Source organism: Pararhizobium sp. IMCC3301 (assembly GCF_030758315.1).
GTDB lineage: Bacteria > Pseudomonadota > Alphaproteobacteria > Rhizobiales.
Window position 1 is genome coordinate 3,923,370 of sequence record NZ_CP132336.1, and the last position, 18,333, is coordinate 3,941,702.

Annotated in this window: 17 protein-coding genes; 14 read left to right on the forward strand and 3 right to left on the reverse strand. The window is 59.4% G+C overall.

From position 1 onward, the window contains the following. From RAL88_RS18805 to RAL88_RS18820, 4 genes are read left to right on the forward strand one after another with little or no spacing between them, the layout of a single operon-like run. Positions 1-477, forward strand: coding sequence for a tripartite tricarboxylate transporter TctB family protein (locus RAL88_RS18805; RefSeq protein WP_306265558.1), 477 nt, complete (start codon positions 1-3; stop codon positions 475-477). Continuing rightward, positions 474-1,964: a tripartite tricarboxylate transporter permease gene (locus RAL88_RS18810; RefSeq protein ID WP_306265560.1), complete on the forward strand. Its 1,491-nt coding sequence runs from the start codon at positions 474-476 to the stop codon at positions 1,962-1,964. The genes RAL88_RS18805 and RAL88_RS18810 overlap by 4 nt, the downstream gene beginning before the upstream one ends. After that, positions 1,964-3,385 carry a sulfatase-like hydrolase/transferase gene (locus RAL88_RS18815; protein ID WP_306265562.1) on the forward strand — a complete coding sequence of 474 codons (1,422 nt, stop codon included), beginning with the start codon at positions 1,964-1,966 and terminating at the stop codon, positions 3,383-3,385. The genes RAL88_RS18810 and RAL88_RS18815 overlap by 1 nt, the downstream gene beginning before the upstream one ends. A 29-nt stretch (positions 3,386-3,414) precedes the next feature. Then, positions 3,415-4,845 carry a sulfatase-like hydrolase/transferase gene (locus tag RAL88_RS18820; RefSeq protein WP_306265564.1) on the forward strand — a complete coding sequence of 477 codons (1,431 nt, stop codon included), beginning with the start codon at positions 3,415-3,417 and terminating at the stop codon, positions 4,843-4,845. Positions 4,846-5,176: 331 nt separating this feature from the next. Here RAL88_RS18820 and RAL88_RS18825 read toward each other — a convergent pair whose 3' ends face one another. After that, entirely contained in the window at positions 5,177-5,596 is a 420-nt protein-coding gene (locus RAL88_RS18825; protein ID WP_306265565.1) for an Rrf2 family transcriptional regulator, read from the reverse strand. 390 nt (positions 5,597-5,986) lie between these two features. On the opposite strand from RAL88_RS18825, the gene RAL88_RS18830 reads away from it, so the two are divergent. From RAL88_RS18830 to RAL88_RS18850, 5 genes are all read left to right on the forward strand, one after another. Then, positions 5,987-6,736 carry an ABC transporter ATP-binding protein gene (locus tag RAL88_RS18830; RefSeq protein ID WP_306265567.1) on the forward strand — a complete coding sequence of 250 codons (750 nt, stop codon included), beginning with the start codon at positions 5,987-5,989 and terminating at the stop codon, positions 6,734-6,736. A gap of 10 nt (positions 6,737-6,746) precedes the next feature. Next, a complete protein-coding gene (locus RAL88_RS18835; protein ID WP_306265568.1) occupies positions 6,747-7,475 on the forward strand; it encodes an ABC transporter ATP-binding protein in 729 nt (242 codons plus the stop codon). A gap of 43 nt (positions 7,476-7,518) precedes the next feature. Next, positions 7,519-8,718: an ABC transporter substrate-binding protein gene (locus RAL88_RS18840; RefSeq protein ID WP_306265569.1), complete on the forward strand. Its 1,200-nt coding sequence runs from the start codon at positions 7,519-7,521 to the stop codon at positions 8,716-8,718. Positions 8,719-8,793: 75 nt separating this feature from the next. Then, on the forward strand, positions 8,794-9,681 hold the full coding sequence (locus RAL88_RS18845; protein WP_306265570.1) for a branched-chain amino acid ABC transporter permease: 888 nt from the start codon (positions 8,794-8,796) through the stop codon (positions 9,679-9,681). 5 nt (positions 9,682-9,686) lie between these two features. Further along, positions 9,687-10,658 carry a branched-chain amino acid ABC transporter permease gene (locus RAL88_RS18850; RefSeq protein WP_371932195.1) on the forward strand — a complete coding sequence of 324 codons (972 nt, stop codon included), beginning with the start codon at positions 9,687-9,689 and terminating at the stop codon, positions 10,656-10,658. 148 nt (positions 10,659-10,806) lie between these two features. On the opposite strand, the gene RAL88_RS18855 is transcribed toward RAL88_RS18850, so the two are convergent. Then, positions 10,807-11,106: a hypothetical protein gene (locus RAL88_RS18855; RefSeq protein ID WP_306265320.1), complete on the reverse strand. Its 300-nt coding sequence runs from the start codon at positions 11,104-11,106 to the stop codon at positions 10,807-10,809. A gap of 82 nt (positions 11,107-11,188) precedes the next feature. Between RAL88_RS18855 and RAL88_RS18860 the strand changes: the two genes are divergently transcribed. Beyond that, positions 11,189-12,574, forward strand: a complete 1,386-nt coding sequence (locus tag RAL88_RS18860; protein ID WP_306265319.1) for a transposase — start codon at positions 11,189-11,191, stop codon at positions 12,572-12,574. A 181-nt stretch (positions 12,575-12,755) separates the two neighbouring features. Here the strand turns inward: RAL88_RS18860 and RAL88_RS18865 are convergent, their stop codons facing one another. Then, positions 12,756-13,667: a LysR family transcriptional regulator gene (locus tag RAL88_RS18865; protein WP_306265572.1), complete on the reverse strand. Its 912-nt coding sequence runs from the start codon at positions 13,665-13,667 to the stop codon at positions 12,756-12,758. A gap of 129 nt (positions 13,668-13,796) precedes the next feature. Here RAL88_RS18865 and RAL88_RS18870 point away from each other — a divergent pair, with 129 nt between their 5' ends. From RAL88_RS18870 to RAL88_RS18885, 4 genes are all read left to right on the forward strand, one after another. After that, positions 13,797-14,798 carry a TRAP transporter substrate-binding protein gene (locus RAL88_RS18870; protein WP_306265574.1) on the forward strand — a complete coding sequence of 334 codons (1,002 nt, stop codon included), beginning with the start codon at positions 13,797-13,799 and terminating at the stop codon, positions 14,796-14,798. Positions 14,799-14,882: 84 nt separating this feature from the next. Continuing rightward, positions 14,883-15,410, forward strand: coding sequence for a TRAP transporter small permease (locus RAL88_RS18875; RefSeq protein WP_306265575.1), 528 nt, complete (start codon positions 14,883-14,885; stop codon positions 15,408-15,410). Continuing rightward, a complete protein-coding gene (locus RAL88_RS18880) occupies positions 15,403-16,692 on the forward strand; it encodes a TRAP transporter large permease (RefSeq protein WP_306265576.1) in 1,290 nt (429 codons plus the stop codon). The genes RAL88_RS18875 and RAL88_RS18880 overlap by 8 nt, the downstream gene beginning before the upstream one ends. Positions 16,693-16,715: 23 nt before the next feature. Then, complete coding sequence (locus tag RAL88_RS18885; protein WP_306265577.1) at positions 16,716-18,308, forward strand: amidohydrolase family protein; 1,593 nt, start codon at positions 16,716-16,718, stop codon at positions 18,306-18,308. Positions 18,309-18,333: the final 25 nt, after the last annotated feature.

The window sequence follows — 18,333 nt, forward strand, 5'->3', positions numbered from 1 at the left end:
GTGACGAAAGATACTGCATTGCGCGTCGACAACGCGGCGTGGTTCGCCTGTGGTCTCGGCCTTGTGGTCGCAGCCGTGTTGCTGGTTGCGGCGCGCAATATCGCACCGCCGATTTTCGACCCTGTCGGATCGGCGGCGCTACCGCGGGCCTGCGCTGTGGCGTTGATCGGCACCAGCATCGGGATCCTCATCGAGGCCGCGTTGCGGACGCGGCGTGGTCTGACCCCGCCGGTGGCCGGGCGGATTCGACCCGGCACCGTCGGCACCTTTGCCCTGATGACGGCCTATCTGGCGGCGATGCAACTGGGTCTGGGCTTCACGCTTTCGACCATCCTGTTCACCGCGCTGGCGATCCCGTTGGTCTCGCATTCGCTTCGCTCGATCCCCTTGGCGATCGGAACCGCGCTGTTGATGGGGTTCGGAGGCAACTGGGTGTTCACTTCGGTCTTCTTCGTCGATCTGCCGGGGTTCGGATGATACAGGGCCTGATCGACGCACTGACGCCGATGGCGCTGTTCTGGACCTTTGTCGGAACTTCGACCGGGATTTTGGTCGGCGCTATCCCCGGCCTTGGCGGCGGCATGCTGATGGCGCTGGTATTGCCATTGACCTTTGCGATGGCGCCCCTGTCGGCGATCCTGATGCTGATCGGCATCCATGTCGGTTCGGTCAGCGGCGGCCTGATCAGCGCCACACTGTTGAAGATGCCCGGCACGCCGTCTTCGGTGATGACCACGTTTGACGGCCATCCCATGGCATTGAGCGGCAAACCCGAACGCGCCCTGAGCCTTGGCATCGGCAGTTCCCTGATCGGCGGCTTGTTCGCGGGCGTGGTGTTGGCGCTGCTGGCGCCGCCGCTGTCGTTCTGGGCGTTGAAGTTCGGCCCATGGGATCTTGCTGCGCTGATCCTGGTGGCGCTGGTGCTGGTGGCAGCGATCTCGCAAGGTTCGATGTTGAAGGGGCTGTTCTCGGCCACGCTTGGCGTCGTCGCGGCGCTGCCCGGTCTGGCGGAATCCGATGGCCAACTGCGCTATACCTTCGGGTTCGACGACATGGCGGCCGGGTTCCGGTTGCTGCCGGTGCTGCTGGGCGTGTTCGTCGTCAGCCAATTGTTGAATGAAACCGACAAGGCATTGGGAACGGGTAACCTGATCCGGCTGGGCAAACGCACCGCCTTTCCGAAACTGAAGGTCTGGCGCGCCCAGACCGGCAACATCATCCGGTCTTCGGCGATCGGCACCTTCGTCGGCATCCTGCCCGGAGTCGGTGCCAGCATCTCGGCGATGGTTGCCTATGGCATGGCGCGCACATTCTCCAAAACGCCGGAAAAGTTTGGCACTGGCCACGATGAAGGCATTGTCGCGTCCGAGGCCGCCAATAACGCCAATGTCGGCGGCGCGCTGATCCCGCTGATCACGCTGGGGATCCCCGGTGCGCCGGTCGATGCCCTGTTGCTGGGGGCGATGGTCATGCACCAGATCCAACCCGGACCGCTGCTGTTCACCACCAATGGCAATCTGGTCTGGGCGATGATCGCCGCCTATTTCATCGCGAATATCATGATGTTTGTCATTATGGCGGGCAGCTATCGCCAGATCGCCCGCGTCATCACGATCCCGACGCATTATCTGGTGCCGGTGGTCTTTGTGTTTTGCGTCATCGGGTCGTTTTCGACGGGCAGCCGGTTGTTCGATGTCTGGGTGATGCTGGGGTTTGGGCTTTTGGGATACGTGTTGGACCGCGCGCGGGTGCCGCTTGGGCCGTTCATCATCGGTCTGGTGCTGGCGACGCCCTTCGAATCCGAGTTGCGCACGGCGTTGCAATTGTCCGACGGTTCGCTGCTGGCGATCGTGGATCATCCCGTGGCGCTGGTCTTCGTCGTGCTTTCCTTCGTCATGCTGATGATGCCGCTGCTGCGTCGCCCCGGCCGGGCGGTGGTGATTGCGGAGGAAGAAGAAAGCTGATGGCGAACACCCTGATCTTGATGTCGGACGAACACAGTCGCAAGGTGATGGGTGCCTATGGCAACACACTTGCCCATACCCCGAACCTCGATGCGCTGGCGGCGCGCGGCACACTGTTCACCTCGGCCTATTGCAACAGCCCGATTTGCGTGCCCTCGCGCGCCAGCCTGCACACCGGCCTGTTCCCGCACCAGATCGGCCATTGGGACAACGCCATGCCATATGACGGGCGGGTGAAAAGCTGGGGCCATGCCCTGCAGTCGGCGGGGCGGCCCGTCACGTCGATCGGCAAACTGCATTTCCGAAATGCCACGGATGACACCGGGTTCGACCAACAGATCCTGCCGCTGCACGTCCAGGACGGAATCGGTGATCCCACGACGTTGCTACGCCGCGATCCGCCCGAACGCCCCGGCACGCGGCAGATGGCAGCGATGACCGGGCAGGGGGTGACGCCCTATTGGGACTATGACCGCTCGGTCGCTCTGGCGGCGGCGGACTGGCTGAGGGCACAGCGCAAGGGGTCTGGCTGGACGGTGTTCGTCTCGCTGGTGATGCCGCATTTCCCGCTGAACGCGCCCGAGAGGTTTCGCGCACTTTTCGACCGCGACACCTTTCCGTTGCCAAAGCTGAACCGGGATTACAGCGCCGAGAATGCCAGTATCGCGGCGATGCGCCGGTTGCAGAACTTTCAGGACCACTTTGACGGCGACGACGCGGTGCGCGAAGCGCTGGCCCATTACTACGCACTTTGCGCCGCACTGGATGAGAATGTCGGGCTGGTTCTGGACGCGCTGAAGGACAGCGGGGCTGAGGACGACACGGTCGTGATCTATACCTCGGACCACGGCGACAATCTGGGCGCGCGCGGGTATTGGGGCAAATCGACGCTGTGGGAGGAAAGCGCCGGTGTGCCGATGGTGATCGCCGGGCCGGGCATTCCCGAAGGGCGGCGCAACGATACGCCAGTCAGCCTGATCGACCTTTACCCAACCGTTCTGGATATCGTCGGCCTGCCGAAGGCGCCCGACCGTCCGGGCGACAGTCTGGTCGAGCTGGCGGGCGGCGACGATCCCGGGCGTCCGGTGTTTGCCGAATACCACGCTGTCGGCTCTCCTACCGGGATGTTTATGCTGCGCCTTGGCCGCTTCAAGCTGATCGAATGCGCGGGGGACGATCCGCTGCTTTACGATCTGGCCGACGACCCCGAGGAAACCTGCAACCGCGCCACCGATCCCGCCTTTGCCGAAGCTCTCACGATGTGCCGCGCCGCGTTGCATCACTTTGCAGATCCGGTGTCAGTGAGCGACGCCGCCTTTGCCGATCAGGCCGCGCTGGTCGAACGGCTGGGCGGTGAGGGTGCGATCCGCCGCATCGTACCGCTGGCCTACACCGATCCCGGGGCGGCCCGGCCGACTTGACGCCAACACGCCCCGATAGGAAATTCGCTATGACCGACAGCCCCGCGCCGCAGAACCTGCTGTTCATCCTTTCGGACGAACACAACCGCAAGCTTTCGGGCTGCTATGGGCACAAGTTGGTGCAGACCCCGAACATCGACGCCCTTGCGGCGCGCGGAACCCGCTTTACCGATGCCTATTGCAACAGCCCGATCTGCGTTCCATCGCGCGGTTCGCTGGCGACCGGGCTATATCCGCATCAGATCGGATGCTGGGACAACGCGACACCTTACACCGGCGCCGTTCGCAGCTGGCACCACATGCTTCGCGATGCCGGGGTCGATGTGGTTTCCATCGGCAAGCTGCATTATCGCGGCGGCGATGATTACGGTTTTACCGAAGAGCTGATCCCGCTGCATGTCGTCGACGGCAAGGGCGATCTCAAGGCGTTGTTTCGAAAGGACCCGTTGCCCAAGGGCGGAACCGGCGATATCGCAGCCACCGCCGGGCCGGGCGACAGCAGTTATGGCCGCTACGATCACCGGATCGCCGACACCGCCGCCGAGTGGCTGAAGCGGCGCGGCGCGGACCCAAAGGGCCGCCGGTTTGCCCTGTTCGCCAGCTTCGTGATGCCGCATTTCCCGATGATCGCGCCGCAGGCCGATTACGATCTTTATGCCGATTACAGCCTTGACCAGCTGCGCGAGGGGCTGACTTCGCCACCGGCGGATCATCCGTCGCTGAACTGGATGCGCACCCACAAGGATTACGACAGCCATTTCAACGACGATCGCCGCGCTGTCGCCCTGCGGGCCTATATGGGCATGCTCACCTGCCTGGATCGTTTGATCGGTCAGGTGCTGACGGCCCTCGAGGATGCGGGGCTGACCGGCTCGACACGGGTGATCTATACTTCGGATCATGGCGATAATCTGGGCAATCGCCAGACATGGGGCAAGTCGGTGATGTACGAGGATTCGCTGGGTGTGCCGATGATCATTGCCGGTCAGGGCGTGCCCGAGGGCAGGGTTTCGGATACTCCGGTGTCGCTGATCGATATCGCGCCGACAGCACTTGCCGGCACCGGCGTCGCGGGGGGGGATGCGTTGCCGGGCGACTCACTGATTGCGTTGGCCAACACGCCACGGGACCGGCCGGTGTTTGCCGAGTATCACGCCGCCGGTTCGGATACCGGTGTGTTTGCGCTGCGTAAGGGGCGCTGGAAATACGTCGAATATGTCGGCGCGCCACCACAGCTTTTCGATCTTGCCGCCGATCCCGAGGAAGATCGCGACCTTGGCACCGACCCGGCCCAAGCCGACGTCCGGTCCGATCTTGCCACCGCCCTGCGCCGGATCTGTGACCCCGAGGCAGTGAACGCACAGGCGTTCGCCGATCAGGCGGGGGTGATCGCCGCTAATGGCGGGCGTGCAGTCATTGCGGGCGTCGGCGACATTCCCTTCACGCCGGCCCCGGACTGAGGGGCGTCAATCCCTTGCGGAGACTGGTTCGCATTTGTCTGACAGCACCGGCCGTTTCCCTCCTGAAGCTGGTTTCTGCTGCCAGCGTTTCCCTGTTCGCCTCAAATAATATCTTGTTATTCGACAGTATGCAGCTGATTTATTGACCTGATTGGGGAACTACGGAGGCAGGTTGGCGCGCGTGACGCGTGAACTTTGCCGCGCAGATTGCGGGCACTTTGATCCAAATCTCCGCGAATCTGCCCTGACCTCATATTGCACGCAGCAAAGCTCCAGATTACTTGAGCCATCGGGATCAATTCTAATTTTGGACATGGTGTTCTGCTTTGCTTCAGGCTGCTGCAGGTTCGCCGGACCAAGCACAATCGGCGACTGTTGATCGGTCCAGTTCTTTCAGGAAAATTTCCTGGGCGGCCAAAAGGCGGGGCTTCAGACGGCAGCGCGACTTCATCACGCAGGCCCCGCCGTCCTCCTTACAGCATTCGACGAGGGCGAATCGGCGCTCCAGATGGCGGACGATTTCACCCAAGGAAATATCATCCGCATTCCGCGCCAGATTGATGCCTCCGCCGGCGCCGCGCTGAGTGGTGACGAAACCGCCGCGCGAAAGATCCTGCACGATCTTGGTCAGATGATGTTGCGATACTCTGAATTGGGATGCCAGTTCGGCGGTACTGAACCGCTTTTCGGGATCGCTCGCAAGACGCATGAGAATCCGCATACCATAGTCTGTGAATGATGCAAGACGCATAGGCACTCCTTCAACTGGCCCTTAACCAGTATTGACGATTCCAATTATATCGCGTCATATTCGACAATGCAAAATTCCGGTCTACATAGATTGGAAAAATGCTGGGACTGGAGGGCTGAAACAGACGACAGGCCGGAGGATCACGTCGAATATTTGCCAACAGGATATTCCGCTGCGTAGCTGCGTGTACGTGTCAATGCTGCTTATACGTGTAAATGTTGCGTGTACGTGTAAATGCTGCTTATACGTGTAAATGCAGTGCCTGCGAAATGCCGTTTACCTTGCCGACTCATTTGTTTGCAATTCCGGACGCGCACAGCGGAGCATCAACGTCCTTATGCGTTGATGGCGGGCGAGGGCGCAGGGAGAGAGCGACGACATGGTGCTGATATGACGATCGCGCTTCAGGCGAAGGGCTTGACGAAGGAGTTCAAAGGCTTTGTTGCCGTGAACGACGTCGATCTTTCGGTCGAGAAGGGTACCATTCATGCGCTGATCGGCCCGAACGGTGCCGGAAAGACGACCTGTTTCAACTTGTTGACCAAGTTCCTGCAACCCACGCGTGGCACGATTGTCTATGAAGGGCGCGACATCACGCGGTTGAAACCCGCCGAGATCGCGCGGCTGGGCATGGTGCGGTCGTTTCAGATCTCCGCCATCTTTCCCGACCTGTCGGTGTTGCAGAACGTGCGCGTCGCGCTGCAACGGTCGCGGGGGGAAAGTTATGATTTTTGGCGGTCCGACAAGGTATTGTCGCAATACGACGACAAGGCGCGTGGGTTCATCGAAGAAGTCGGGCTGACGGCGTCCACCAATGAACGCGCGGCCGTCTTGCCCTACGGGCGCAAACGTGCGCTTGAAATTGCGACGACGCTGGCGCTGAGCCCCGACATGTTACTGCTGGACGAGCCGATGGCAGGCATGGGCCGCGAGGACGTGGACCGTATTTCCGGCCTGATCCGCCGCATTGCCGAAAATCGCACCGTGCTGATGGTCGAACACAACCTGTCGGTCGTGGCAGACCTGTCGGACCGCATCACCGTGCTTGCGCGTGGCGAAATACTTGCCGAAGGAACCTATGCCGAGATTTCAAAGGCACCTGAGGTGATCGAGGCGTATATCGGAGCGAGCCATGACTGACACGGCTGTGATGAAGCCCGCCGCAAGCGGGACGACAAAGGTGTTTTTGAAGATCAGCGACCTGCAGGGCTGGTACGGCGAAAGCCACGTCCTGCACGGGATGGATTTCGAGGTCCGCCAGGGCGAGGTCGTCACACTGCTGGGCCGCAATGGCGCAGGCAAGACATCGACGCTGTTGGCGATCATGGGGATACTGGCCAAGCGGGCCGGGTCGGTCATCTTTGGCGGCACCGAGATCATCGCCATGCAACCGCGCCAAATCGCGAGGCTGGGCATCGCACTTTGCCCCGAGGAACGCGGCATCTTTGCCTCGCTCACTGTCGAGGAGAACCTGCTGCTGCCGCCCCGCATCGCCAAGGGAGGACTGAGCGTCGAACGGATTTATGATCTGTTTCCCAACCTGCGCGAACGGCGTAAAGGCAGTCAGGGCACCAAGTTGTCGGGCGGGGAACAACAGATGCTGGCCATCGCGCGCATTCTCCGCACCGGTGCCAAGATGCTGTTGCTGGATGAACCGACTGAAGGGCTGGCACCCGTCATCGTCCAGCAGATCGGCCACACCATTGCGGCGCTGAAGGACGAAGGGTTCACCATCGTATTGGTGGAACAGAACTTCCGTTTCGCGGCATCGGTCGCCGACCGGCACTATGTTGTGGATCAGGGCAGGGTCGTGGACATGATTCCGAACGACCAGCTTGAAGAAAATACCCAGAAACTTCACGATTATCTGGGTGTTTGAAGTCACTAATCGGCGCATCCGCGCTGCAATCAGGAGGAAAGTAATGATCAGGAAATTTGCAATCAGTACGGCGGCACTGGCCGCTGTGATCGGCGCTCCGGCGCTGGCGAACATCGAAGTCAAGCTTGGTGTACTCAACGATCGCTCGGGCGTCTATGCGGACTTGTCCGGCGAAGGGTCAGTCGTGGCCGCGCGCATGGCAGTCGAGGATTTCAAGGCAGCCGACAAGGGCATGAACGTCGAAATCATCTCAGCCGACCACCAGAACAAGCCTGACATCGGGTCCAACATCGCGCGCCAATGGTACGACGAAGAAGGTATCAACGCGATCCTTGACGTGCCGACATCTTCGGTCGCTCTGGCCGTTGCGGACATCACAGCCGAAAAGAACGGCGTGCTGATCGATTCCGGCGCGGGTTCTACCGCGCTGACTCGCGAGCAGTGCCGCCCGACGACGATCCACTGGACCTATGACACCGCAGCCCTGGCCAATGGCACCGGTGCCGCGATGACGAATGCGGGCGGCAAGAAGTGGTTCTTCCTGACCGCCGATTATGCCTTCGGCCACTCACTGGAGGAAAACACCGCCAAGGTCGTCGAAGCGAACGGCGGCGAGGTCGTGGGCACTGTCAACGTGCCGTTCCCGGCGCAGGATTTCTCATCGTTTCTGCTTCAGGCGCAAGGCTCGGGTGCCGATATCATTGGCCTGGCAAACGCCGGGGGCGATACTGTGAACGCGATCAAGCAGGCATCGGAATTCGGCATCACCCAGGCAGGTCAGAAACTGGCCGCGCTGCTGTTCTTTGTGACCGACGTGCACGCACTGGGCGCGCAAACGGCGCAGGGTCTGTCACTGACCGAAGCGTTCTACTGGGATCAGAACGACGATACCCGCGCATGGTCCAAGCGGTTCATGGAAACCCACGGTGCACAGCCGACGATGGTGCAGGCCGGGGTTTATTCCGGCACTATGGCCTATCTGGCGGCTGTCGAGGCACTGGGTGACGCCTCCGATGGCAAGGCCGTTGCCGCCAAGATGAAGGAGATGGATTTCGACGATCCGCTCTTTGGCAAGGTCACGGTTCGTGGCGACGGGCGTGCAATCCATGACATGTACCTCTTTGAAGTCAAGTCGCCGGATCAGTCCACAGGCGAATGGGACCTTTACAACCAGGTTTCCTCCATCAGCGGCGAAGAAGCGTTCCTGCCGATGCTGGACGAGTGCGACTTTACCAAGAAGTAATCCTGGCAACCTGTCCGCCCGGATGTTCATGCCGGGCGGACGCAGCTTGACCAAACCGCACAACAGGGCCGAAACATGTTCGAACTATTGGGAATACCGCCGCAGGTTCTGCTCGGCCAGCTTCTGCTGGGGCTGATCAACGGCTCGTTCTATGCGGTTCTGTCGCTGGGGCTGGCCGTGATCTTTGGCCTGCTCAACATCATCAATTTCGCTCATGGTGCACTTTACATGACCGGGGCATTCGTGGCTTGGATGCTGCTGAACTACGTTGGCATCGGCTATTGGCCCGCATTGATCCTGGCACCACTGATCGTGGGTATCTTCGGCATTGTGTTGGAACGCACGATGCTGTCGCGGCTCCATCACCTTGATCACCTTTACGGGCTGTTGCTGACCTTTGGACTGGCCCTGATCATTCAGGGTCTCTTCCGCAATTATTACGGTATTTCAGGGTTGCCTTACCAGATCCCCGATCTGCTGTCGGGAGGGCATAATCTGGGTTTCATGTTCCTGCCCAACTACCGCGCCTGGGTCGTCGTCGCGTCGGTTCTGGTGTGCTTCGGGACCTGGTTCATGATCGAAAAAACCCAGTTGGGCTCCTATCTGCGCGCTGCCACCGAAAATCCGACACTGGTGGGGGCATTCGGCGTGAACGTGCCGCTGATGATCATGCTGACTTACGGGTTCGGCGTGGCGCTGGCCGGGTTCGCGGGGGTTCTGGCCGCACCGATCTATTCAGTGAACCCGAACATGGGTGAGCAGCTGATTATCGTCGTCTTCGCGGTGGTCGTGATCGGTGGCATGGGCTCGATCATGGGTGCGATCCTGACGGGATACATGCTCGGCATCATCGAGGGTCTGACCCGGGTGTTCTATCCCGAAGGATCGGCCGTCGTTATTTTCGTCATCATGGCGATCGTCCTGATGATCAAACCTGAAGGACTGTTCGGGAGGCCCGCCTGATGGCTATGGCAGACAATACAACCAACACTGCGCCCGTGGTGCAGACCATCGGCATGCCGACACTGCATAAAGTCATGTTCACAGTTCTGTTGGCCGGATTGATCGTGCTGCCGTTCCTAGTCTATCCGGTCTTCGCGATGAAAGTAATGTGCTTTGCACTGTTTGCTGCGGCCTTCAACCTGCTCCTGGGCTTTGGCGGACTGTTGTCGTTCGGGCATGCCGCCTATTTCGGTGGGGCCAGCTATATTGCCGCCTATGCAGCGAAGGTCTGGGGCCTCACCCCGGAACTGGCCGTACTGAGCGGTGCGGCCGCGGCGGGCGTGCTGGGGTTAGCCATCGGATCGCTGGCGATCCGCAGGCAGGGCATCTATTTTGCGATGGTCACGCTGGCCTTTGCGCAGATGGTGTATTTTGTCGCCCTTCAGGCAGAATTCACCGGCGGCGAAGACGGTATCCAGAGCGTGCCGCGCGGCGACCTGTTCGGGCTGATCTCGCTGGCCGACAACATCGCGCTGTATTTCTTCGTACTGGTCGTGACCTTCGGCGGCATCCTGATGCTCTACCGTATCGTGCATTCGCCGTTCGGACAGGTGCTGAAAGCGATCCGCGAAAACGAACCACGTGCTATTTCGCTGGGGTATGACGTGAACCGCTACAAGCTGATTGTGTTCACACTGTCAGCTACCATGTCCGGTCTTGCGGGTGCCACCAAGAGTCAGGTGTTCCAACTGGCGTCGCTCACGGATGTGCATTGGTCGATGTCCGGCGAGGTGGTGCTGATGACCCTGTTGGGTGGAATGGGCACGATATTCGGACCGCTGGTCGGGGCCGGTATCATCGTGACGATGCAGAACTACCTGGCGACCTTCGGAGCCTGGGTCACGGTCATTCAGGGGGTGATTTTTGTGATCGCGGTGCTGTTGTTCCGAGAAGGGATCGTCGGCGTTTTGGCCAAATGGTTCAAGCGGCCGCTCTAGCACTGTTTGCTTCGCTATTCCGGACATTTTTCAGAGTTGCGATGTGCGTATCCCATCAAAGAGCACTGAATTTGCCGATCGTAAATGGGCCAAATATTCCGCTTGATCAATACGGAGACTCTTAGCTCGACTTTGTACGTTTTTGTGGTCAGGTCCAGAGCCAGAAGATGCCCTCGTTCGCTATGAACTCGAGCGCCTCGTCGAGGGGTATGACGACGCCGCCGATGTCATCGACATCCTCCCATTTGCGCCGGTGTGACCAGTATCCGAGCCGGACTTCGTTGCCGTTGCCGGTCGGCTTCAGCCGGGCAATCGGCGCCTCCGTCTCCAGCAGGTAGAGATGGTAGGCACCCTTGTCTTTGTAAAAACCGACGCCACCACCATTGGCGTCGTCGAAGGCTTCGATGCGAACGGCGATTTCGTCATGCTGCATGTGCCGATCATACATAGGAACACCTCAGGGCACGTGATTCACTTTGCCGCAGGTTTGCCTGCTTGCATGGTCAGCGACAAGGGATTCGAAACATGGGATGAAACATCATGCCCCCTTCTTGCCGCCGTCTCCGGGCGATCCCGTTCCCCAGATCCTGCGCGATTGGCTGCAGGCGCTGCGCCCGTGCTTCACGGCGCCCAGTTGGGAGCACATGCTCGTCCTGGTCATGGGGGCCGTGCTGGCCCCGGGCAAGCGCACCGTCAGCGCCTGCCTGCGGATGACCGGGCGCGCCGAGGCGAAAAACTTTTCGAGCTACCATCAGCTCCTTAACCGCGCCCGCTGGGAGTCTCGCGATATGTCTCGGCGCCTGCTGGCCATGATCATCGACCGCCTCGTGCCGGAGGGTCCCGTGGTCATCGGGATGGACGATACAATCGAGCGCCGATGGGGGCGCAAAATCACTGCGCGCGGCATCTATCGCGATCCTGTCCGCTCCAGCCATGGCCACTTCGTCAAAGCCAGCGGGCTGCGCTGGTTGAGCTTCATGGTGCTGACGCCGGTCCCTTGGGCAGGTGTTGTGAAGGCCCTCCCGGTGCTCACCCTGTTGGCCCCCTCGGAGCGCTCCGACCACCAGCGCGGACGCAGGCACAAGCTGCTGACCGACTGGGCCCGCCAAGGGGCGCTCCAGCTCTGTCGCTGGATGCCAGAGCGCGACATCGTCTTCGTGGGCGATAGCGGCTTCGCTGTCCATGAACTGGCGTACGCCATCGGCGGCCGAGCAACCCTCATCAGCCGACTGCGGCTCGACGCCAATCTCTACGCGGCCCCTCCAAAACGTGACGGCCACACCCTCGGACGCCCGGCGCAGAAGGGGCCACCCTTGCCCAAGCTGAAAACGCTGCTTTCAAACCCGACCACGCCCTGGAAAAGGATCACCGCGTCCTCCTGGTATGGGCGCAAGCACCATAAGGCACTCGAAATTACCTCGAGCACCGCATTGTGGTACCGACCTGGTACGCCGCCCAAGCCAATTCGCTGGGTCCTCGTCAGGGATCCTGACGGCCGGCGCGCTCCGCAAGCTTTCTTCAGCACCGATACAACGCTCGATCCTGCCGACATCATCGCCCTGTTCGTCCGCCGCTGGCAGGTCGAGGTCACCTTCGCCGAAACCCGCGCCCATCTTGGCGTCGAAACCCAACGGCAATGGTCCGACAAAGCTATCGCCCGCACCACGCCGGCGCTGCTTGGTCTCTACAGCCTTATCTCTTTGTGGGCGTGCGATCTGTTGTCCAAGTCGAGCATTCCTTATGCCGCAGCCTGGTATCGTAAGACCCATCTCACCTTCACCGATGCCATCGGCGCCGTAAGGCTCGCCTTATGGGTCGGAGACATTTATCAACACTCCCCGCCGCACCGGGAAAGACACAAAATCCCTCCCGACCGTCTCGTGCGTATGGCAGAGGCTCTCTGCTTCGCCGCATAATGTACAAAGTCGAGCTGAGAGCCCGACTCTCAATTAATACCGATTGATTTCAATTCCTTGCGATAAGCCGGATGGAGGCGATGAGCAGGCATGCCTCAAAAGATGCCATTGGCACTTTTCGATCTTGATGTTTGGTTCGAGGAAGCTCAAGAAAACCGGCAATCATGCCATGTCGAAAGGATCACCGGGCGGTGATGGCCTCCTGCGTGATTTCGAACTGAGCCAAGTGGTCTGTGAATTGCTGTAGTGCCGGCTGCAATGCCCCGGACAACCATCCGCAATGGGTGGGGACCCGGTCACTAATGTCCAGAATCGGCCGCGCAACAAGTCGTTTGTCAATGGTTTGAACCTGGCATTCAGGGAGGATCGATACTCCGAGACCGCAAGAGACCAGCCCTATAATCGCGCGGGATTCCGGGACCCTCAGCACGATTCGGGGATTGATGCCCGCTTTATCCCAGTGGCGAAACAGATGCGCGTTGAATGTTCTCCACGAAGCCGTCTCACCTAAAATGAAAGGCAAGTCGGCAAGATCAGCAAGCCGGAGTTGGTCAGGAACCCCAACAGGGTGATCGACGGGTAAGATCGCCAGCAATCGGTCGGACTGAATGTCGATGGTGCGGACGTCGGCGCGAAGCGACGGTCCGGTCATAAAGCCGACATCAAGACGTCCTTTGTCCAGCATATCAAGCTGTCGTTCCGTATGGGCCTGAGTGAGCCGGATATGAATTTCTGGCGCGAGACCATGGAACGATTTGATGATGTCGGGCAAGCGACCGGAAACCACGGTGTCAGTATAGCCGACATTCAGGTGCCCCGCATATCCCTGTGCAACCTTCTGTGTCAGGTCTATGACGTCGCCCAGATCCCGCAGCACACGTTCGCAACCTGTGGCGAAAGCATGGCCAGCGACGGTAAGTTTTACGTGCCGGTTCGTCCGTTCGAGCAGCTTTACGCCCACCTCTCCCTCAAGCTGTACAATAGCGCGGCTCAGCGCAGGCTGGGTGATATTCAACTGCTGCGCTGTCCGCCGGAAATTCAGTTCCTTGGAGAGGCTCCAGAAATACCGCAACCTCCTCAAGCCTGTCTCCACTGTTCCAAACCCCTTCCCAGTGATGCACGCCAGGCATCAATAAGGCGAAAACTTTACATTATACGAACCATTGGCGTCATGCTAGCGTCGTTTTGCATCTAAATCGCTACGGCACGGGGAAAATATGACATGTCCAGATTCTCGAAAAGTACAATTGCAAGTCTAGCTTTCGGAATCGCACTTGTGGGATCAGGTCCCGCACTGGCGGCTGAATTGACCATGAACCTCGGCTGGGAAACCCCGCTGGACTCAGACTATGGCGTGCTTGCTGAAGAGTTTAAGAAGCTGGTCGACGATTATTCCGAAGGTAGTATTGAGGTCAAGTTGCGCCACTCGGGCCAAATCGGGGGCGAGGATAATGCGTTCAAAGCGTTACAACTTGGCACTGTCGACGCCTACTTCATCTCTCCGGGCAACGTCTCGCCCAGCTGGCCTTTGATGGACGTAATGGTTTTGCCTTACACGTTCGAAAACACCGATCACTTGCGCGCGGTCGCAAATGGTCCTGCGGGAGCGTCCCTGAAGCGGCAACTGCAGGAGCAGACCGGTGTTCATCTGCTGACATTTGGCGGACCCAGCTATCGTGACTTTTTCAACTCGGTGCGGCCGATCAACACCATCGAGGACATGGATGGTCTGAAGATTCGCGTTCCAAAAAACAAGGTGATGCTTGCAACCTTTACTGCATTCGGTGCTGAGCCTGTGCCTCTGGCCTGGTCCGAAACCCCTACGGCATTGCAGACCGGGACCATCGACGGAGGCGACAACGGGACGAACATCATCCAGGAAATGAAGTTCTATGAATACGCCAAGTATCTGACCGTACTTGATCATTTTGCCGGCTTCACTCCGATGTTTGTTTCTGACGCGTTCATGAAAAAGCTCTCTGAAGATCAGGTGGAGGCGGTTCAACGTGCGGCGGACGAAGCTGGAGAGTTTCACATGCAGTACATGATAGGCCGCATCGAAGAAGTTCGTACCTGGCTCGCCACGGAAGGCGGCATGGAAGTAACGCGCCCCGATCGCACCGCATTCATTGCAGCGGCAGAAACTGTTCAGCAAGAAGTCGCAGCTGAGCGCGGCGAGGCTTTTGCCGCTCTGCTCAAAGAGATCCGGGACGCCGCAAAATAACGCAGGCATCTTTTTCTGATCGCACGGAGCCACTTAAGCTCCGCGCGCCATCTGCCGCTTGCCCATGCGACAGGAGTCCCGCAGATGTCTGCTATTCCACGGCTTATCGAACGTCATACTGAAGAAGTTATCTGTGCCTTGGCGCTCAGCATAATGGCGATCTGCGTTTTTCTGCAGGTTGTCATGCGCTACGTCTTTCATTCCGCGCTGCCATGGAGTGAGGAAGTCGCGTCCATTGCCATGGTATGGGCCGTGTATATGGGTGCGTCTCTCTGTGTGCGGGAACGGTTTCACATCCGGATCATGGCAGGAATACTGCTCTTTCCACGAACCATCGCCAAGTGGTTTGTGTTTCTCGCTGATCTGTTTGCCGCAGTCTATTGCATTTTGATGCTGATCGTGTCGGTCGAGTATCTCGGTGTGCTGGCGCGCTATCCTGCGCACACCCCAAGCCTGGGTATCGACGAATTCTATCCGCAATCGATCCTGGTGATCGGGCATCTGCTGATCTTGCTCCGTCTGGTTCAGGTTTACGTGATCTGGCTGCGCCTGGACGGCAAGGGGATTCCAGGCATGCGCGCAGAACACGAAGTGGAATCTTCGCATGAATGAACTTGTCATTCTGGCCCTGGTGTTTACCGGTCTCACCTTGATCGGCGCGCCGCTTTTTGCGGCGGTCGGATTGACGACCTTCCTGGCGCTGTTTTTGATAGAAATCCCGTCTACCTTGATGGCGCAGATCGGCTACACGGGGCTTACACCGTTTCCTCTGCTGACCATTCCACTGTTCGTCCTCGCCGGGCGCTTGATGGAAGTCGGTGGCCTGGGAACACGGTTGATAGCCGTGGCAACCAACCTCGTCGGTGCCTATCGCGGCAGTCTGGGCCTGGTAACAGTGTTCGCATGTATGCTGTTCGCAGCGCTTTCCGGGTCGGGTCCCGCCACCACTGCGGCCATCGGTTCCATGACTGTTCCGGCAATGCAGCGCGAGGGCTATCATACGCCGTTTGCCGCCGCCATTGCCGCCGCAGCCGGTGCGCTCGGCAGTCTGATCCCACCCTCCAACCTGATGATCATTTACGGTCTTGTCTCGGAAACTTCGATTCCGCGCCTGTTCCTGGCGGGCTTCATTCCCGGCTTCGTAGTCACTGCCTTCCTTATGATCACCACCTATATCATTGCGCGGCGCAAGGGTTACGGTGGATCCGGCGACCCTTTCTCCTGGGCCCCCGCACTGCGTGCAATGTGGGATGGGAAATGGGCAATTGGCGCCCCGGTGCTGATACTCGGCGGGATTTATGGCGGGGCATTCACCCCAACCGAGGCGGCTGCAGTTGCCGTGTTCTATGCCCTGTTCGTTGGTGCCGTCGTGCACCGCGAACTGACTGCGCGCAAGCTGTTCGAAAGTCTTCGCTTCACGGCGTTAATGACCGGACTTTTGATCCTGCTGGCTCCCACCTTGGCCTTCGGGCAGCTCTCGGCCTTCTATGATGTGCCGGCTGCAGTTGAAGCCTTGATCACCAGCATGACCGTCAACGTATATATCGTGCTGATACTGATCGGCATATTCTACATTATTATCGGTACCTTCATGGAGTCGCTGGCACAGATTATTCTGTTCACCTCGGTGTTTCTGCCGCTGGTGGTTGGACTGGGCGTCGATCCGGTTGTGTTTGGTGTGTTCACCGTCATCACCTGCGAGATTGGCTTTCTGACGCCGCCATTGGGCGGAAACCTCAACGTCGCGGCCCGAATCTCGGGCGTCAGTATTGAACAGGTTTCGGTCGCTGTGCTGCCTTTCATCGCAGCGTACTGCCTGGGTCTTCTGTTGATTATCTTTTTTCCGGAAATGTCGCTCTGGCTTCCAAATCTATTCTATGGGCCAGCCCGCTAGCCCCAATCCAAGGAGCAACAACGATGCTTGATACACTTCTGACAAATGGCGTTATCTATGACGGGTCCGGACGCGACCCGTTGCGCGGTGACATTGGCATCAAGGACGGACGAATTGCAGATATCGGCAAGCTTGCGGGTTCCCAGGCCGAGCGGCACGTCGAACTGGACGGGCTGGCTGTGGCACCGGGTTTCATCGACCTGCACACCCACTCAGATTTCACCCTTGCTGCAGACGGACGGGCGCAAAGCCAAGTACACCAGGGCGTTACCACCGAAGTGATCGGCCAATGCGGCTATTCATGCGCTCCCGTGCACAGCGTCCGCGATGTCGAAATCATGGCGCCAGGGTATGCCGATGGTATGGTCGACGTCGACTGGCAGAGCTTTGGCGAGTACCTGGATCATCTCGACAAAATCTCGTTGGGCGTGAACGTGGCCGCATTCGTCGGACACGGGACCATTCATCGAGCCGTCCTGGGTGATGCGTTGCGCGCTGCGGACGACGCAGAGCTGGACAAGATGAAGGGGTTGCTGAGTGAGAGCATCGACGGTGGTGCCTATGGCTTTTCCACCGGACTGGAATACTGGCCCGGAAGTCTGGCCTCGCCCGACCAGCTTGCAGAAATGATCGGCATCGCAGCAAAGCGGGGCGTGCTCTATGCCACCCATGTGCGCAATCGCGACTTGTTCTATGACATCGGTTTTGGAGAAGCGATTTCCACCGCCCGGGCGGCTGGCGCACGACTGCAGATTTCGCATATCCAGCCCAAGTATGGCGCTCCCGCTTACGCGATGCAGCATGCCATCGATATGGTCAACGAGGCCAAGGGCCATGGTGTCGATGTGGCCTATGATGTGATCCCGCACGATTGGTCGCACACCCGGGTATCAGCCATTCTACCGCAGTGGGCGCAGGAAGGCGGCGTTGCAACTGTGCAGGCGCGACTGAAGGATTCAGCGACAAGGCTGCGAATCAAGGGCAATCGGCGACCGATGTGGAGGCTTGTGAATGATGGGCAGTGGCACAAGATCGTGCTCATGCAATCGACCATCAATCCCGAACTCGTCGGCTTGACCTTTGACGAGATTGGTGCCCGCCGCAATGTCGACCCCTACGATGCTGCGCTCGATCTGCTTATTGAAGAGGGGGAGCATATGAACCACCTGATGTGGACTTCGCAATCCTTCTCTGAGGATGATATTCGCCTGGCGATTTCGCAGCCCGATTGCGCGATCATCTCGGACACGTTGGCGCTGGCTCCCGAGGGATGTCTCAAACACCACGTCGGCTCGCTCAGCGGCTATGGCTGGGCGGCACGGTTCCTGCAACACTATGTCCGCGATCACAAGGTGTTGTCGCTGTCCGAAGGCGTACGGCGTCTGACATCGCTGCCGGCAGAGCGCCTGGGAGTGGCGGATCGGGGTGTGATCAAGTCCGGGGCCTGGGCCGACATTACCGTTTTTGATGCTGACCAGATAGCCAGTCACTGTGACGTGGAAGAGCCACGGCGTTTTGCGACCGGGATCGCTCATGTGCTGGTCAATGGTGTGTTCTCGATGTTCGAGGGTGCACGAACCAAGCACGACAACGGGCGCGTATTGCGCTCGCACTGATCGCGTTGTCTGCGTGAACCCACCG

Coding starts and splice junctions, on each gene's coding strand:
- RAL88_RS18810 (WP_306265560.1), top strand. CDS start 474: ATGATACAGGGCCTGATCGACGCACTGACGCCGATGGCGCTGTTCTGG.
- RAL88_RS18815 (WP_306265562.1), top strand. CDS start 1,964: ATGGCGAACACCCTGATCTTGATGTCGGACGAACACAGTCGCAAGGTG.
- RAL88_RS18820 (WP_306265564.1), top strand. CDS start 3,415: ATGACCGACAGCCCCGCGCCGCAGAACCTGCTGTTCATCCTTTCGGAC.
- RAL88_RS18825 (WP_306265565.1), bottom strand. CDS start 5,596: ATGCGTCTTGCATCATTCACAGACTATGGTATGCGGATTCTCATGCGT.
- RAL88_RS18830 (WP_306265567.1), top strand. CDS start 5,987: ATGACGATCGCGCTTCAGGCGAAGGGCTTGACGAAGGAGTTCAAAGGC.
- RAL88_RS18835 (WP_306265568.1), top strand. CDS start 6,747: ATGAAGCCCGCCGCAAGCGGGACGACAAAGGTGTTTTTGAAGATCAGC.
- RAL88_RS18840 (WP_306265569.1), top strand. CDS start 7,519: ATGATCAGGAAATTTGCAATCAGTACGGCGGCACTGGCCGCTGTGATC.
- RAL88_RS18845 (WP_306265570.1), top strand. CDS start 8,794: ATGTTCGAACTATTGGGAATACCGCCGCAGGTTCTGCTCGGCCAGCTT.
- RAL88_RS18850 (WP_371932195.1), top strand. CDS start 9,687: ATGGCAGACAATACAACCAACACTGCGCCCGTGGTGCAGACCATCGGC.
- RAL88_RS18855 (WP_306265320.1), bottom strand. CDS start 11,106: ATGTATGATCGGCACATGCAGCATGACGAAATCGCCGTTCGCATCGAA.
- RAL88_RS18860 (WP_306265319.1), top strand. CDS start 11,189: ATGAAACATCATGCCCCCTTCTTGCCGCCGTCTCCGGGCGATCCCGTT.
- RAL88_RS18870 (WP_306265574.1), top strand. CDS start 13,797: ATGTCCAGATTCTCGAAAAGTACAATTGCAAGTCTAGCTTTCGGAATC.
- RAL88_RS18875 (WP_306265575.1), top strand. CDS start 14,883: ATGTCTGCTATTCCACGGCTTATCGAACGTCATACTGAAGAAGTTATC.
- RAL88_RS18880 (WP_306265576.1), top strand. CDS start 15,403: ATGAATGAACTTGTCATTCTGGCCCTGGTGTTTACCGGTCTCACCTTG.
- RAL88_RS18885 (WP_306265577.1), top strand. CDS start 16,716: ATGCTTGATACACTTCTGACAAATGGCGTTATCTATGACGGGTCCGGA.